The sequence below is a fragment of the Lysinibacillus sp. Bpr_S20 genome (genome assembly GCF_023337835.1).
In the GTDB taxonomy this organism is placed as follows: Bacteria; Bacillota; Bacilli; order Bacillales_A; family Planococcaceae; genus Lysinibacillus.
Window position 1 is genome coordinate 99,230 of sequence record NZ_JALNLQ010000001.1, and the last position, 15,892, is coordinate 115,121.

General features: G+C 32.7%; 14 protein-coding genes and 5 pseudogenes. 11 read left to right on the forward strand and 8 right to left on the reverse strand.

Translation table 11 applies throughout. The features are described 5' to 3' along the window. Positions 1 to 90: 90 nt before the first annotated feature. The 3 genes and pseudogenes from MWJ95_RS00485 to MWJ95_RS00495 form a co-directional block, all read right to left on the reverse strand. Positions 91 to 407, reverse strand: a pseudogene (locus MWJ95_RS00485) (YkvA family protein). A gap of 320 nt (positions 408 to 727) precedes the next feature. Next, positions 728 to 1,117 (reverse strand): spore coat protein, encoded by a 390-nt coding sequence (locus MWJ95_RS00490; RefSeq protein WP_249074278.1) that lies wholly within the window; start codon positions 1,115 to 1,117, stop codon positions 728 to 730. A gap of 217 nt (positions 1,118 to 1,334) precedes the next feature. After that, positions 1,335 to 1,484, reverse strand: coding sequence for a YjcZ family sporulation protein (locus MWJ95_RS00495; RefSeq protein ID WP_249074276.1), 150 nt, complete (start codon positions 1,482 to 1,484; stop codon positions 1,335 to 1,337). A 609-nt stretch (positions 1,485 to 2,093) separates the two neighbouring features. Between MWJ95_RS00495 and MWJ95_RS00500 the strand changes: the two genes are divergently transcribed. The 6 genes and pseudogenes from MWJ95_RS00500 (at position 2,094) to MWJ95_RS00525 (ending at position 7,773) form a co-directional block, all read left to right on the forward strand. After that, positions 2,094 to 2,579: a DUF2975 domain-containing protein gene (locus MWJ95_RS00500; RefSeq protein ID WP_249074275.1), complete on the forward strand. Its 486-nt coding sequence runs from the start codon at positions 2,094 to 2,096 to the stop codon at positions 2,577 to 2,579. Between the two features lie 10 nt (positions 2,580 to 2,589). After that, positions 2,590 to 2,807, forward strand: a pseudogene (locus MWJ95_RS00505) (helix-turn-helix domain-containing protein). Positions 2,808 to 3,463: 656 nt separating this feature from the next. Further along, on the forward strand, positions 3,464 to 4,363 hold the full coding sequence (vanY, locus tag MWJ95_RS00510) for a VanY-A/VanY-F/VanY-M family D-Ala-D-Ala carboxypeptidase (RefSeq protein WP_249074271.1): 900 nt from the start codon (positions 3,464 to 3,466) through the stop codon (positions 4,361 to 4,363). Positions 4,364 to 4,515: 152 nt separating this feature from the next. Beyond that, positions 4,516 to 5,049, forward strand: coding sequence for a VanZ family protein (locus tag MWJ95_RS00515; protein ID WP_249074269.1), 534 nt, complete (start codon positions 4,516 to 4,518; stop codon positions 5,047 to 5,049). A gap of 1,297 nt (positions 5,050 to 6,346) precedes the next feature. Further along, complete coding sequence (locus tag MWJ95_RS00520) at positions 6,347 to 7,051, forward strand: class I SAM-dependent methyltransferase (protein WP_249074268.1); 705 nt, start codon at positions 6,347 to 6,349, stop codon at positions 7,049 to 7,051. Positions 7,052 to 7,227: 176 nt separating this feature from the next. Then, on the forward strand, positions 7,228 to 7,773 hold the full coding sequence (locus MWJ95_RS00525) for a GNAT family N-acetyltransferase (protein ID WP_249074267.1): 546 nt from the start codon (positions 7,228 to 7,230) through the stop codon (positions 7,771 to 7,773). A gap of 161 nt (positions 7,774 to 7,934) precedes the next feature. Here the strand turns inward: MWJ95_RS00525 and MWJ95_RS00530 are convergent. Next, positions 7,935 to 8,774, reverse strand: a pseudogene (locus MWJ95_RS00530) (tyrosine-type recombinase/integrase). 259 nt (positions 8,775 to 9,033) lie between these two features. Further along, the gene (locus MWJ95_RS00535) at positions 9,034 to 9,540 is read right to left on the reverse strand and encodes a DinB family protein (protein ID WP_249074266.1); all 507 of its coding nucleotides are present in this window, start codon (positions 9,538 to 9,540) and stop codon (positions 9,034 to 9,036) included. 418 nt (positions 9,541 to 9,958) lie between these two features. On the opposite strand from MWJ95_RS00535, the gene MWJ95_RS00540 reads away from it, so the two are divergent. Together MWJ95_RS00540 and MWJ95_RS00545 are read left to right on the forward strand one after the other, a co-directional pair. Further along, positions 9,959 to 10,258, forward strand: coding sequence for a hypothetical protein (locus tag MWJ95_RS00540; RefSeq protein WP_249074265.1), 300 nt, complete (start codon positions 9,959 to 9,961; stop codon positions 10,256 to 10,258). 693 nt (positions 10,259 to 10,951) lie between these two features. Continuing rightward, complete coding sequence (locus tag MWJ95_RS00545) at positions 10,952 to 11,467, forward strand: DUF4871 domain-containing protein (protein ID WP_249074264.1); 516 nt, start codon at positions 10,952 to 10,954, stop codon at positions 11,465 to 11,467. Positions 11,468 to 11,748: 281 nt separating this feature from the next. On the opposite strand, the pseudogene MWJ95_RS00550 reads toward MWJ95_RS00545, so the two are convergent. After that, a pseudogene (locus MWJ95_RS00550) lies at positions 11,749 to 12,200 on the reverse strand (hypothetical protein); the annotation flags it as partial. A gap of 241 nt (positions 12,201 to 12,441) precedes the next feature. Between MWJ95_RS00550 and MWJ95_RS00555 the strand changes: the two are divergent. After that, positions 12,442 to 13,113, forward strand: coding sequence for a CPBP family intramembrane glutamic endopeptidase (locus tag MWJ95_RS00555; protein WP_249074263.1), 672 nt, complete (start codon positions 12,442 to 12,444; stop codon positions 13,111 to 13,113). Between the two features lie 202 nt (positions 13,114 to 13,315). On the opposite strand, the pseudogene MWJ95_RS00560 reads toward MWJ95_RS00555, so the two are convergent. Both MWJ95_RS00560 and MWJ95_RS00565 read right to left on the reverse strand, forming a co-directional pair. After that, positions 13,316 to 13,513: pseudogene (locus tag MWJ95_RS00560) on the reverse strand (YjcZ family sporulation protein); the annotation flags it as partial. Between the two features lie 96 nt (positions 13,514 to 13,609). Continuing rightward, positions 13,610 to 14,272, reverse strand: coding sequence for a Crp/Fnr family transcriptional regulator (locus MWJ95_RS00565; protein ID WP_249074261.1), 663 nt, complete (start codon positions 14,270 to 14,272; stop codon positions 13,610 to 13,612). A gap of 84 nt (positions 14,273 to 14,356) precedes the next feature. Here MWJ95_RS00565 and MWJ95_RS00570 point away from each other — a divergent pair, with 84 nt between their 5' ends. Further along, positions 14,357 to 15,082 carry an HAD-IIB family hydrolase gene (locus MWJ95_RS00570; protein WP_249074260.1) on the forward strand — a complete coding sequence of 242 codons (726 nt, stop codon included), beginning with the start codon at positions 14,357 to 14,359 and terminating at the stop codon, positions 15,080 to 15,082. 445 nt (positions 15,083 to 15,527) lie between these two features. Then, a complete protein-coding gene (locus tag MWJ95_RS00575) occupies positions 15,528 to 15,887 on the forward strand; it encodes a response regulator (protein WP_249074259.1) in 360 nt (119 codons plus the stop codon). Positions 15,888 to 15,892 lie beyond the last annotated feature (5 nt).

The window sequence follows — 15,892 nt, forward strand, 5'->3', positions numbered from 1 at the left end:
TATTCACTCTAAAATTTGATGGCTTTCGGTACTCCGAAATTGTGCGTCAAAATACAGGAGAAGGTTAGTCAGATAAATCATTTTTACTTTTTAGATAATCATGTAATGGCGTAGTATTTTAGCGTCAAGTTGAGCTTTTGCTGTATGGATTTGACCATACATTAATCCAATATCTTCTCTAGTTGACACACCCATGACAACAATTATCAAATCATCAAGATACCCTAGAACAGGTATAAAATCTGGGATTAAGTCTATAGGGCTAAAAGCATATGCAACTACAAGCATAGCCAAAAGCTTTGCATACCAGGTGTTCTGGGATCTTTATAAGACAGATAAAGTAGGAATAAATTTTGTTTTAATTTTTTTGCAAATACTTTTAATTTTGATATTAAACTGTTGTTCATTGAAAACCTTCCCTTTCGTTACTATGATGTATAAGTTAGCTAAGTAAAAAGGGAAATAAAAACTAATGAACAATTTAAGAATCGTGTCAGAAAGAAGGTAAGAAAATATGTTTGCAGTATATGACGACAGCACAAATGAAAAGCTATATCAAAACAAGGGCAACATCGAGTGTGTTATTTGTAAACTGTGTACTGAAGTGTTAAACATGCGTAAATACCTTCAAAATAAAAAACAAGCAACCAATAAAATTGATCACTTGTTTTTGTACAGTTGTTTGGTAAATAAAAATATTATTGAAGGGATATATAACAATACCCGTCTAATTAATGAAATCTTGAGGAATACATTCACGAACACCAGAATTTCTCAAGGAGTTAAATAAAGCTGCACTGATTCTTAAAATAACATTGTTATCAGTGCCATTTTCTAAATCATAGATTACAAAGTATGAATTATCGACTGTAAAAATACATTTGCGTTCTAATTTAAATCCAGGTGGTATAGGAGGAAGGTTAAAACGTGGTACAACTACAGGAGTATCTCCTTCATCTTTGATAAAATTGAAAGTTTGTTGGTCAATCTCATAGATATTAACTGGATCAATCTCCACACCTTTATCTGGAATTGTAATTTCATCTTCAACTAATAGGAAAAAGCGTTCGTTTCGAAAATTGAAAAGACTTCTCGCTCCAATTTCAAATGATGCCAATTTATATTCACCTCCTATTCTATATAATATTTTATTCATATAGAATTCAATTGTTTGGACAATAAGGAGGGTGAGTGGAGAATATTGAATTTTATATTTTCAATACTTGTAATAAGCCATTCCATTTCTAGATCGAAGTCTATCCTATAGGGTACTTTTGAGTAAAGTAACTATAAAAGGGTCACCAGGCTGATTGGCGGCCCTTAAATCGGAAATGTTAATACCCTGTATTCATGAAAGTAGCACCGATAATAATTAGAAGTATAAATAGTACAACAATTAAGGCAAATGATGAACCGCTACCATAACCGCCGCCGTAATAGCCGCAGTTATTAATGCCACCAACATTTCCACCATAGTATCCCATAAATAACACCTCCTTTTTACATTCTATAATATGTTGTCTGCAAAGAAGAAGATGGGGGGGTAAACCATTCAGCTATAGGCATTACAAAATATATTTTTGTGAGATAAGACCATAAAAAAAGGGTCACTTGGGATAGGAGTGACCCTTAGTAAAAAGTTACGGAGGTGTAAGGCTAAATTAGCTTTACCTTACTATTATTATGATGTGATAGCTATGTTTGTATAGTGAACTGCCTGTGAAATAGAATTAAAATAAAAAAGCCGTAGCGTTGTCACACGCTACAGTAAACTAATGAACAATATGAATAAAGAAACTAAAAAAGGGTCACTCGGATGAAAGTGACCATGAGTAACAATTGAGGGAGGCTGTGAAGGTCAACCAACACAACAACCAAATAAGGAAAAACCTTATGTTTCCCATGCTTTTGACATTAACAAAATACATTCCCCCAAAAATAAGTTATGGTTCGAGTTTTTTTATTGTGAATTTTTTAATGAATATCAAAATTAAAAGGATATATAAATAACAATAATATAATAAAAAACAATACAAATTTATCGCTAAACGATAAATAATATGTTAAATTTATAAATAAGTGAGGTGCTTAATATGAATGTTAAACGAGGTTCAACAATTTTCTTAAAGGTAATTATTTTTCTGGCTGGAATTGCAGTTCTTGCTTTATGTATATTTTTAGTACCCAATATGGCTAATTTCGCATCAAGATTATATCCACATTTTTCCCTAATGAAATATCTCATTTTCATCGTGATGTATGGATCGGCTGTGGCTTTTTACTTTGCTCTCTATCAGGCTTTTAATCTTTTACGGTACATTGACTGGAACACAGCGTTCTCGGAATTATCTGTAAAGGCGTTAAAGAACATAAAGTGCTGTGCGATTATAATCAGTGGCTTGTATATATTAGGTTTGCCACTCTTCCATTTTATAGCAAAGGAAGTTGACCCTCCTATTGGAATAATGGGACTCATCATCATTTTTGCTTCGTTAATTATCGCCGTTTTTGCTGCTATCCTCCAACGACTTCTACAAGAAGCGATTAATATAAAATCAGAAAACGATTTGACGGTCTGAGGTGGATGATATGGCAATTATTATTAATATTGATGTGATGTTAGCAAAACGAAAAATGAGCGTAACGGAGCTTTCGGAAAAGGTTGGAATTACTATGGCGAATCTTTCTATTCTGAAAAATGGGAAAGCAAAAGCGGTTCGTTTTTCAACTTTAGAAGCGATATGAGGACTTTGCACTGTCAGCCAGGTGATATTTTGGAGTGCAAAGGTGATGAAGACACTCAATAAAAACAGACAACAAATTTATTTAACCTCTTTGGGTCTTATCCTTAAGAGTTTTTTTGCTTTTCTAGAAATCATCTAATAAATTGATAAATAAAGGTAATACCCTAAATTCTAAGAAACATAACAGAAGAAGGGTAAGGTCCAACGGTGAGATGGGGACCTTTTTGATGAACTTATGTCTAAGGATTTTGGTGAAAAAATGAATCACCTTTTTTAAGGTTTTAAATGAAAGAAATGTTATGAATATAGCATTGGTTTTTTATGTATTTAAAAATATTCCTTTGTTGACGTTTGGTACGGTACGTCGTCGTCATAAATATCACAGAGATCCATTTTGCATCAGATAGTGGATAAAAAAAGCTAATGATTTCCATTAGTTTTAGCAAAGCAAACCTAGCTGTTTTGAACTGACGGTGGAGTTTAGTTGAAGAAAAGAGTATTTTTAGGTGCATATTGAAGTTAATTTTAACATAGAAATTGTTTTCGAAATAGTTGATTTGATGGTTTTATTTCAACAAGAGGTAAGTAAACAAAATAGTTAAGATAGCATCATATTTTAAGTAAATAATTTAAGAAAAACTTAAGATTCATCCTACCTTTTTCTTAATTAGTTTTACTTATAATCTTTTAAGTAAAGAAGAATAAGGGAGAAGTTAAGAATGAAAAAGTGGGGCTTTTTATTAATTTTTTCAATATGTTTGGGTGTGACAGCCTTTAAGATAGTACCGTTTTTTCAAGAGGAAAAAGGTGTAATAGGAAATGCCAATAATGAGAATGGTGTAGTGGAGGGTAAGTTTTCTTCTGGAAATATAACAAAAGTAGAAATTCCAGTAGAACAAATTTTTCAAGGAAATTTACTTTTGGTCAACAATAAGTACCCAGTTCACAATGAAAGTATAAAATCAGATGTAATCAATTTAAATGCTCGCAAAGAATTGGTAAAAGGATACAGATTGTTTAATAGCGAAACATATTTATCAGAAGATATAGCAAGGAAATTTTCGGATATGGTTCTTGATGCGGAAGAAGATGAAGTTTCTAGTTTTTTAATTACGAGTGGTTTTCGAGGATTTAAAGAGCAATCTAAACTTTATAAAGAAATGGGTTCCATTCGTGCCTTGCCAGCAGGCTACAGCGAACACAATTTAGGTTTATCGCTTGATGTGGGAAGTACCCAAGGGAAGATGGAGGTAGCACCTGAGGGAGAGTGGATTGCAGAGAACGCTTGGAAATACGGGTTTACTCTACGTTATCCAAAGGATAAAACGGACATAACGGGAATTATGAATGAACCATGGCATATCCGCTATGTCGGTTTACCGCATAGTGCGATTATGAAAGAAAAGAATTATGTTTTAGAGGAATATTTAGACTATCTAAAAGAAGAAAAACATATTTCTGCTACTATAAATGGTCAAAAATATGAGGTCATATATTATCCTGTTACAGAAAATACCACTATTAATGTGCCAGCAAATCTTCGTTTTGAGGTATCGGGCAATAATACGGATGGTGTGGTTGTGACACTATTTCCTGATAACACGTATAAACTCAGGTGAGGGTGCGGAATAAACCGAACGAAATTGATGAACGGTATTACCACACGGCCAAAATAGGGATTAAATTAAGTAAATATTAATGTTTATAGGGGATTATAATAATATAGGCAGATATCTTATAAGAAAATAAATTAGAATTTGGAGAATACTCTATGAAGATTAATGAAAGTAAAAAAACAGAACACAGCTATATTTTGTTAATTATAGGATTAGGATTTTATATTTTTATTTTATTTGCATTTTTATTTTTTAAAACAAATTCATTTCAATCTGTAAATCTTATACCGTTTTATACTATAACGGATTACTTATCTAATGGTGGTATTATTTCATTAATTAATGTACTGGGTAATATTGTTTTATTTATACCATTAGGTATCTATTTGATTTTGTTCAATCACAATAAAAGGATATTCATTAACACTTTATGGAGCGTTCTTATTAGTGTGGCAGTTGAGATCTTCCAATACTCATTTAAAGTAGGTGCTACTGACATTGATGATATAATTTTGAATGGATTAGGAGGATTCTTTGGAGTTGTTTTTTATAAAATCTTATGCAAAATTTTTAAAGATAAAGTCGAATATGCTATTGGATTAATTTCAATTATAACAGGAATCACATTCTTGATTTTGAGTATTTGTTTTTCATCAGGTGTTTTCGGTATTAAACTTCGCATTCTTTAATATTCTTATACTCTTGCTTGATAGACCTTGCTCTGCACTCTTATTTGCACATTTGTGAATGGATACACTTAAGCTAACGGAGGCTTTAGTGAAATCAGGAGTACAAAAATAATAAAACTTTATTAAAAATTTAATACTAAATAAAAAAGGTTAAACTCCATTTTGATTAATATTTTTCAGAATGAGTTTATTTAAATTAGCTATTTAAAAAATCTGGTTTCGAATCAAGCATTACTCAATAATAGAAAGGCTTAGGAGTCGTTCCTAAGCTTTTTTTGAGATTTTAAATGGAAGAAATGTTATGAATATAGAATTGATTTTATGTATTTAGAAAGATTCTTTTATTGGCGTTCGGTACACCAAGGATATGTATCAAAAGAATCTTTTTTTTTGAAAACCCTATAAAAGTGAGTACCTAATTTTTTTGTTTTATATTAATTATCTTCACTATTCCATTATTTTAAATTCCAAATGTGACTCCTGAACATTGTAAGGATCAAACGAAACAAAGTGTTCAGTAAGGGATTTCATTCTGAGGGAAGAAATTAATAAAGGTTCACTCCGCTGGAAGGTGAACCTTTATATGAAATATAAAGTACTATTGGAACTTTTGAGGTTTCTTAACTTTCATTGAAGCTACTTCTCCGCAATTCGTACAAATAGTCAAAATTAGTGGTGAACTCGAAAAATGGAGCATATCGGAGCTTAACGGGTTTTACATTTGCCATAGATCCGCCTAATTCACCTTGTGCGAAGGAATCATTACCACAAACCTTACAAACTAATTTATCATTCCCCACATTGTCACCTCATTATGAAATTTATGTAAATTATATCATAAACAAGACGTAACGTCTTTACACGCTATAGCAAACTAATGAACACTTTGAGGAAAGTATGTACTTATTGAAATAACGGAGAGCTTTACTTGGAAATTATTTAGTTGCATATGCAGCTTCTTTATTGAACTAACCGGTGCAGGTTAATTCAATAAGAATAACGTTGTAACGTAATTGTAATATTCGTAACACAAGAAATAAAAAATTGAATTCCTTGTCCCCTTCTAACAATGTACAGGGTTATTATAAACGTTTTATTAAAGGGAAGTAGGATACTATTATTTGATATAAACAATTGAAAATTAACCACCTTAGAATACGCTTAAGGCGAAAAAAACCTATTTTTAGGAGTTTGTTTACGATGCGAAATAATATATTTTTAATATTGCTTTAACAAACGATTTTGTATAATTTTGTATAATTATAAAGAGGTCAATAATTATACAAAGGGGTATGTTATGAAAGAAACTATTTATGATTATAATGATTTATTGGAAATGTTAGACTCGTTATTGAGAGAACCTACGGAATTTTGGAATAATTTTTACTCCGACCGCAATAAAGGTGTTCCTTTTTTTATAGATTCTCCCGATGAAAATTTAGTTAGTTACTTTGAAAAAAACGTTTTTAAACCAGGGAAAGTATTGGAATTGGGAAGTGGTCCTGGTCGAAATGCTATTTATTTTGCTCAAAAAGGCTGTACGATTGATGCAGTGGATTTATCCGAAGAAACACTTAAATGGGCAGAAGAACGAGCAAACTATAAAAATGTCAGTATAAACTTTATTAATGAAAATATCTTTGATTTAAATATAGAAGAAGGCACTTACGATATTGTATATGATTCAGGTTGTTTTCACCATGTTGCTCCTCATAGAAGAATGAATTACATAGATATAGTGAAAAGGGCTTTAAAACCTAATGGCTTCTTTGCAATCACCTGTTTTATTGAAGGTGGGGAGTTAGGTGGAGCAGAAATATCGGATTGGGAAGTTTATAGATTACGAAGCCTTAATGGTGGTTTAGGATATACAGAGGAAAAATTGAGGCTTATATTTAGGGACTTTAAGGAAATTGAAATAAGAAAAATGAAGGTAATAGAACAGCCAAATGTTGTTTTCGGTGTACCTGACTTTTTGACTGCTCTATTTCAAAAAAATTAATAATTCTTCTTTGTCATGCCATTTTTTATGCGACCAATTTGTGAGATTGTGAAGCATTTCACTTAAACTAACGGAGCAGATTAGTACAATACGAACTTACATTAAAATAGTAATATATATCATACTCTTTTATAAAGTGAAATAAAATAGTAGTAAAAAGAAATCGGAGGGATTCTATGAAGCTTGTAGGGGAACAAATATATCTTCGACTTTACAAAATTTCTGACGCTAGCGAGTTAGCTAGCTTGCATAGTAGAAATCGCGAATTTTTTCAACGAGTTAGCCCATTACTCCCGGAAACCTTTTATACAGAGAAATATCAAAAACAACGCCTTCAACAGGCATTGGAAAAAACAGATGATGGGCAATTATATCCTTTTGGAATCTTTTTAAAAGTGACTGATAAACTTATTGGAGACATTTCATTAACTCAAATTTCAAGGGGAGACCTGCAAAGCTGTTATACGGGATTTACTTTAGATAAGGAGTATAATGGAAAGGGCTATACAACGGAAGCTCTTAAACTTGTTGTAGACTTTGCTTTTAAAGAATTAAAACTACACAGAATTGAAGCAGGAGCTATGCCTGACAACATAGCATCTATTCGTGTATTAGAAAAAGCAGGGTTTGAAAAAGAAGGTATAGCTAAAGAAAATCTGAAGATTAATGGCAAATGGACAGATCATCAAATATTGGCTATCATCAACAGCTTGGATATGTAAGCTCTTTTCACTTCATTATGTAAACGAGATTTTGGTACTTATCTAAGGTGCTGCTGAGCAGCTCTCTTTTTTTATCGAAGATTTAGTAATGTTTCACTTAAATTAACGGAGTGCTTTAGTCAAGTGGAGCAAAGTCTTTTAAGACATTGCACCTTTTACATTTAAAAGTACTTCTGATAATATTCTTTCCTTAGCCTCCCGCTTAATTGAGCGTAGATCCTAGTTGTTTCGCTTTTCTAATGCCCCATAAGACTTTGTATGACTTCTATGGGGGTTCCATTGTTCAACAAATGAGTTGCATAGCTGTGTCTAAATTGATGTGGATGAATTTCTTTATTGATTTCAGCACGATTTGATATCCGCTTGATGATGTATCGCATTTGGGCAACACTCATTTTATGTGGCTGCCTTACTGTCACAAAGATGGCAGGATTATTGTCAGTACGGCTTTCAATATATCGTTTAAGCCATATGTCACAACGCGTATTAAAATAAACCTCCCTTTCCTTATCATCTTTTCCTCTAACGATTGCGGATTGATTGGACCAATTAATATGGTTCTTTTCTAATGCAACTATTTCTCCAATTCGGCAACCAGTAGAAAACATGAATTCGAAAATTGCTTTTTCCATTGCGGAATGACAGGATTCACGGAGGTGTTCAATTTCCCGTTCGGTTAAATACTTGGGTATCCGCTTTCCTACTTTCGGTTCTTTAATTTTGGAAGTTGGATTCTTACTTAGGTATCCTTCTTCATGAGACCAACGAAAAAATGATTTCATAAAGCGAATACGGTGTGCAAGACTGGCTGATTTTAAGTGCTTGCCGGATATAGCAAGATATTCCTTCAGTTGATTGGTGTCAAGTAATTCCATCTCTATATCCTTAAAATAACCAATTAATAGAAAAGACTGCAACCGGTAGGCTTTCAGCGTTTGTGGCGAAAAGCCCTCTATTCGTTTATTAGCTTCAAACAAAGTCCATGCTTTTGACAGTAACAATTCCATTCCCCCTAAAATAGTAATATAAAAGGGATTATTGCCAATTTAATAGAATTCTGACATAAGGAGTGATTTTACTAACGGAGCAGGTTTTTTAAGACAGGAAAGCTAAGGGTTAAATGTACGGATATCATAGACAGGCATCACTTCATTCAACATTTACATTTTGATGATTAGAAATGGAAAGACAATACAGGAGAAAATCTGTCGGCAACAAATCGAAAACGACCTTTACAAAAAAACACTCCCGAAGGAGTGCTCACCGCTTTAGTTCAAAAAGGTAAAAGCCATAGTCTGTGGAAACACCGGAATAACCCATTTGTCGGAGCATTGCGGTAATATTACCACGGTGATATGTACCGTGATTAACCACGTGCCTAACGAGATCTTTGTAATTAGCCCGCAACTCACCGAATTTAAGCGGATACTCAGATATTTCCTCTAAATCATCTTGGTGGTTCAAGATAAACTCTTCATATCGAGCCGCAATTTTAGCAAAATAAGCCTCAAAAGAGTCGAGCGTGGCATCTTTAACCTCTTCAAGTGAACTCGTCATCGCAACATAGATGTCCTCAGGACTTTCATGGGACATTATGCTGAGCCAAGTATTATCCACAGAATAGATATGTGCTAATGCATCGCCAATGGTAGGAAATACACTATTTAGTGGTTTACGGTACAGATCATCAGGAAGTTTCCTTAAATGTTCAAAAACTCTTTTATTAGCCCAAACATGGTAACGAAATAGTTCAAGCGTATCTTTCATTATATACCTCCTGGATCCTGATGTTTTTTCCAATAGTATGGTGTTCCATACATCAAAATGAATCCTTTAACTATTATGCACGATAAAATGGATCTTTCAACCATTATGCACGAACGTTCTTTCAGACGAATTCCATGACCATCCTTCTGTCGCTAACGTAGTGCTTTACTTGAAAATCATTGAGTTGCATAATGCAGCTCTTTTTTTCTTTATTGAACTAACGAGGCAGTTTAGTGCAACAAGGAGTACCTTCAAAATTATAGGGATTTACAACGCTAAGTTATGACCAAACGACGCTTTGGGAAAGTTAATACTTAGCAAAAATTTCAATAAAATATATATGTTATTATAGGTGTGCCAGAAATTTATAATAGTCTACGTCTTGTAAAATTTACTAAATAGAAAGGGAGAATGGATTATGATTATTAAAGTCGGATTTGATTATGAAGATGATATAGAGTATATGATTTGTCCTGCAAAAGTAGGGAGAAATATTAATCGATTACAAGAGGAATTTTGGGATTGGCTATTTGATAGAAAGAACCAACATCCTTATTGGTTTGAAGAAGAGGAAGATGGAACTGTTACATATGGTGTTTTTTATCGAACAGATGCTTTTGTTTATTGGTTAAACAAGGTGAGATTTAATAAAGGCAAGAATGTAGCAAGGTTAATAGAAGTTCCAAAGACACTATCTAAAAAAACAATTTGGTTTTAAGGGTGGTGTAGTGTAGTAAAAATTTATAGAGTATGCAGTTTCATTCAAAATAAACGTTCCCAAATAAAAGTTTGGAAACACCAAAAAGGCACGAATGTTGTTAAATCAACGTTCGTGCCTATTTACGAGAACTATTGTTTATACAGCTTTTTATGCAAAGCTATATAAACATAGCTACGATAGGACTTTTCGAGATTTTTCATAGTGTGTTATAAACCTGTATATAGAGACAATTTATTAAGCTGTATACCAGCATTTTTTTATCGTTTCTATACTTCAATTACAGGGGCTATAGTTGAAAAACAATTTTCCACAATCGGGCGCGATTGCGGAAGAAGCGTCGCTGTTCTTATTAAACTAACGGGGGCTTTAATGGAGCAACGAAAAAAGCCTAATTATATTCATAGTGCAAAATAACTCCTAAAGTAACACCATTACAGGATCCCGGCCCCTAACTCTTTGGAAATTGTGAAGAAATGTACTTAAACTCCCTGAAAGAACTTAATCATTTTTCATTTTCTGTGGTGTAGCGCTGGCTCTTGCGCTACATGGATGGCTAACCAGGCAGGTTAGTTGAAGAAGAAGGGATATTTATAAGAATGTTGAAGTAGTACTATAAATATCGTTCATCTAAGAAGAATTTATCTATATTATTTAATAACAGGTAATGCCTAATTGATAAGGGGGAGAAATATGAGGAACAAAATGATTATGTTGATTTCTATGCTATTTTTAATGACACTTGTCGGTTGTAACAATATTGATAAGAAAGAAACACGTGAGGTAAGTTCTACTTTTTCATTGCCCATTACTTTGGGTGATGGGACTGAAGGAGAGTATTTGTTGATTGGCGAAGAAGGGAAAGTTGGTTTTTTGGTTGGTACGGGTAAAAAAGGTGAGGTAGTAGAAGAAAAGATTATTGCTAATAAAGTAAATAAGTATATGTGGTATTTTTGGGGAGATAAAGATAGTATCAGTGGTAATTTTAAAGTTGTTGGAACTGACAATGAAGGGAAAGAACATCCCGTGTTGGTATCTGGCGATGATACAGTATGGCAATATTCCAATACTTCCATTAGCCCTAATAATGGTGCCGATTCCCATATCCCATCGAATATGATGTTCCCTACAAGTGGATTATGGAAATTAGAAATATATTTTAATGAGAAATTATTTGGGGAAATTGTTATAAACGTCGAAGAAAGTTAAAATTATATTCAACTAATAGGTGATTTAATGAAATAAGGAGTACAAAAATAATCAAACAATATAAAAAATCTAATACTAAATAAAAAAGGTTAAACTCAATTTTGATTAATATTTTTCAGAATGGAGTTTGTTTAATTAGCTATTAAAAAAATCTGATTTCAAGCATTACTCAACCTCAAAAAAGCTTAGGAGTTGTTTTCCTAAGCTTTTTTGAGGTTGTAACTGAAAGAAAAGTTATGAATATTGCATTGGTTTTATGTATTCAAAAAGTTTCCTTTGTAGGCGTTCGCTACACCGAGTGCTGGTAATCCTGCACGAAGAGCAACTGGTAGTAAAACCGCCCCTTACAGTGCAACAGCCGGGGATGGCCAAAAAAACCAAGAGATGCACATCATTAACAGACCAATCGTCCAAAAAGCTAATGCAGGTGTTTTATGATTTTTGTAAAAGGAGCAATCATGACCTCATTAATACCCGAAGTCATCATGACCCGACTCATGGCTACGATAATAGAAATAATGAGAATAGTTGACAACAGCTCAGTGATGACATAAATAAAACTGTTAAAAACACTGCTAATGGACGAAGTTAAATCGCCTGTAGTAACAATTGCTAACATGAAAATGCCTAGTACACAAATGAGGGTGGTATCGCGACGTTTAACCATAAAGCCAATGATCAGGACAATAAAAATAACGTAAATCCAATGGAGAGCTGTGAATTCAATCCCCATACGTTTCCCCCTCAATTCGAAATCTGATTCTATAGAATATGAAGAGGGAAAAAGTTGGTGATGGTTTTGAAAAATTTCGCTTTAATCAGTAGTGAAAATAAAAACACAGGTTTTTATTACATTACTTAAGTTAATGATGAACATGTTATAGCATTCTTTTGAAACTCGTAGTTTCCGAATCTATACTGGATTTCAATAATTAGGTATAATTGCAATAAAGTATTGCATTTTGGAGGTATAAATGGCATTTAAATTAAGTTTTGAAAATAAAGTGAAAAATAATGATGTACAAACAATGATAGGGTTTCTACTCATTTTTTACTTTGTATGGACAATTAAAGAATTATGGTTAATCGAATACATCTATTCGTTCGGTGAAATAATCTCTCCTTTATTAGAGGCATTGGTTAAAAGTTTCGTTTGGATTGTTCCAACTTCGTTATACATAAAATATTATTTACATACTAATCCATTTGACTACTTAAAAATGAACGTAAATGTTAAGAAAGGTTTATTTTGGGGAGTAATTCTTTCACTGTTAGTTGGCTTATATTTTACTTCGGAAACTTATATAATTAATCAGCAATCATTTCAATTTTCATTATCCTTTGACGATTACCTTAATGGTATTCTTATGGCAGGGCTTGCCGAAGAAATTGTTTTTAGGGGATTGATTTTACAAGAGATTAATAAAAAAATGACTTTTTGGAAAGCAAATATTTTAACAGCTTTATTATTTTTAGTGGTTCACTATCCAATTTGGATTTACGATGAAAAAATCTTTCATTTTGGGTCGCATTTATATGTTCTTTTTCTCGGCTTACTCTTTGGGTTTGTGTACAAAAAGACCGGGTCAATATGGTCGGTTATTATATTGCACGCACTTCACAACTTTTTCGTAACCATTATTTAATGAATAAAACAGGTAATAAATTTAATTCACGTAAATGGACCCTTCTAAAAGTAAGTGAAGACGCTTCTTTTAATTGAGGGGCTTTAGTTAAATGTTTGATTGAATAAATATATGATCCACTCAAATAGTCAATTATTTGAGTGGATCTGTTTGTTTTTTTATTTATTTGCAGTAGTTTCTATGTGACGAAACGATAGATTTATTAAAACCCTTTACGCAACCAGGTTGTGGCAAGATCAATTGCTCCGCGTGCAGCTTCAGTATTAGCTAAGGCGTTGAGCATCACGAAATCGTGAATGATACCTTGGAAACGTACTGCAGTGACTGGAACGCCAGCTTCATGAAGTTTATTGGCAGTAGCGCCAACAATAATTAAAAGAACAAATAGAACTACAATTAGTTTTTTTTGATGGCGTTCATATGATCACTTCTAAATCGAAGTTACCAAGTATGAAAGCTTTATTATGGATAAAAAATATTTCCAAAAACATTTAGTTTATTCAAAGCGTACATTTTCAGAAATTTCTTTCATCTTAGACCAATCCAAAATTTCTATCGCATCATCTTCTCGACTGATAATTCCTTTTTCTGTCCAGTCTTTTAGGATACGATTTATATGTCTTTTTGTAGTACCAATTAATGAGGCAACATCATCTAAAGAATTTGTTTTTATGTATTGATTTACATGTGTTGGGGATTCGACAGTACATAAATAAGCTGCTAAACGTACATTTACTGGGGAAAGCGCATTAACTCTAGATGAAATTGTGCAAGTTAGGAGCTTATATGCTAACTCTTTCAATAATAATTGATTAAATTTACTATCAATTTTTAAATGAGTTTCGTACACTTCTAATGGAATAATTAAAACCTCACATGGCTCTACGGCGATGCAGTTTGATACAACTAAACAATCTGTAAATATTTCAATATCGCCCATAATCGATGGTTGTTGGCAGTACCTTAATAGTAACTCTTTACCAGTCACTTCTAAACTAGATACCATATACCTTCCTGAAAGTAAAAAATAAATTCCGTCTATTTGATCTCCAGCTTTTAGAATATATTCATTTGGTTGAAAAGGACGTACGATAAGGGATGAAGTTAGATCTTGTGTAAAAGTGTAGTCATAAATAGATTTAAATAGGCTTTGATTCATTTTTTCCTCCGAGACATCTGTCCTGTATTAATATTATTCATTTTAATATAGTTATAGTTAATTAATAAAGAGGTAGGGATTCAAATGAACTTTGTATTCGATTTAGATGGAACACTTTGCTTTGATGGTAAAAGTATTGATAAAGAAATTATTGAAGCACTTCAAGAATTAAAATTAGCAGGGCATCAAGTGATTTTTGCCTCAGCAAGACCTATTCGTGACTTAGTACCTATCATACCAAAGGATTTTCATGAAGGGCTATTGGTCGGAGGAAATGGTACATTTACATATGATAATGGACGAATAAAAGTGAAACATTTTGAACAACAACTTTTAGATAAACTCATTACACTGATTCATCAACATCAGTTAAAATATTTAGCAGATGGTCAGTGGGATTACTCCTATACTGGTGATATTACGCATCCTATTTATCACAATATCGATAAAAATAATTCAACAAATATTCCTTTGGAACAATTATTACCAGTATGCAAATTAGTTTTATTCCAAGCGAATGAGGAAGTGTTAAAAGAGCTTCAATCAATCTCAGTCGTAGTCACACACTACAAAACTGAGGATGCTGTCGACATTAGCCCTTTAGGAATTAATAAAGTTAGGGGACTACGTATGCTGAACATTCAACAGTTTGTTGCTTTTGGGAACGATAGCAACGACCAATGTTTGTTTGAAAAAGCTGTGCATAGTGTATGCGTGGGGAGTAATGATGTGAAAAGTTATGCGAATGAAAATATTGAACGTTTAGATGTAGCGAAGAAGATTCGTGAACTAATGAGTAAATATGATTAAAATAATAAAAATATCGTTTTATGTTATAAAATATTTTCTGATTCCTTTTTAGAATATAAGGGTTTATAAAAGTAATAGAAAATTTGAAAGGCTTAGGAGCTATTCCTAAGCCTTTTTGAATGCTTTCGTGAAAGAAAGAATTTTTTTATTACAGTAAAAAAGGTTACAAAAAACCCCAAGTGTAATACTGTAGAGACGGTTTATCAGTAAATCAGTGTATTTTCTGGATAAAGAGAAGCCAAAGAGGGATGTTTGATCTTGTCAATATTGAAACGACTGTCTTTAGTCTAATTCAAGCTGGTACTATGTTAGAAGTTTATTCTAACAGTTCTTTCTTTCATTCATATGAATCTTGTAGAGAACTAATTAAATATTTTCCAATTAATAAATAATTATGATATTATTTTAAGAAACAGTTTATTAAAAGCGGGGGATATATTTTAATATGAAAGTACTTGTAGTAGATGATTCCAAGTTTTCTCAAAAAACAACGATCCAAACATTAAAATCTATTTACCCGGATGCTGTCTATGAAACAGCAAATGATGGGGTTGAATGTATTGAAGTATTTGCAACCTTTCTCCCTGATTTTGTATTTATGGATTTATTAATGCCTAAGATGAGTGGACAAGAGGCAATTATACAATTACTAGAGAAATACCCAACGGCTAAAATTATCGTGCTTTCAGCTGATGTGCAATTGGCGGTTCGTGATGAGGTTTTATCTGCTGGAGCGTTAGCGTTTATTAATAAACCAATAAATGTTGCGAAGCTGAAGGAAATTGAATTATTGATAAAAGGGTGATTTAG

Coding starts and splice junctions, on each gene's coding strand:
- MWJ95_RS00495 (WP_249074276.1), bottom strand. CDS start 1,484: ATGGGATACTATGGTGGAAATGTTGGTGGCATTAATAACTGCGGCTAT.
- MWJ95_RS00500 (WP_249074275.1), top strand. CDS start 2,094: ATGAATGTTAAACGAGGTTCAACAATTTTCTTAAAGGTAATTATTTTT.
- vanY (WP_249074271.1), top strand. CDS start 3,464: ATGAAAAAGTGGGGCTTTTTATTAATTTTTTCAATATGTTTGGGTGTG.
- MWJ95_RS00515 (WP_249074269.1), top strand. CDS start 4,516: ATGAAGATTAATGAAAGTAAAAAAACAGAACACAGCTATATTTTGTTA.
- MWJ95_RS00520 (WP_249074268.1), top strand. CDS start 6,347: ATGAAAGAAACTATTTATGATTATAATGATTTATTGGAAATGTTAGAC.
- MWJ95_RS00525 (WP_249074267.1), top strand. CDS start 7,228: ATGAAGCTTGTAGGGGAACAAATATATCTTCGACTTTACAAAATTTCT.
- MWJ95_RS00535 (WP_249074266.1), bottom strand. CDS start 9,540: ATGAAAGATACGCTTGAACTATTTCGTTACCATGTTTGGGCTAATAAA.
- MWJ95_RS00540 (WP_249074265.1), top strand. CDS start 9,959: ATGATTATTAAAGTCGGATTTGATTATGAAGATGATATAGAGTATATG.
- MWJ95_RS00545 (WP_249074264.1), top strand. CDS start 10,952: ATGAGGAACAAAATGATTATGTTGATTTCTATGCTATTTTTAATGACA.
- MWJ95_RS00555 (WP_249074263.1), top strand. CDS start 12,442: ATGGCATTTAAATTAAGTTTTGAAAATAAAGTGAAAAATAATGATGTA.
- MWJ95_RS00565 (WP_249074261.1), bottom strand. CDS start 14,272: ATGAATCAAAGCCTATTTAAATCTATTTATGACTACACTTTTACACAA.
- MWJ95_RS00570 (WP_249074260.1), top strand. CDS start 14,357: ATGAACTTTGTATTCGATTTAGATGGAACACTTTGCTTTGATGGTAAA.
- MWJ95_RS00575 (WP_249074259.1), top strand. CDS start 15,528: ATGAAAGTACTTGTAGTAGATGATTCCAAGTTTTCTCAAAAAACAACG.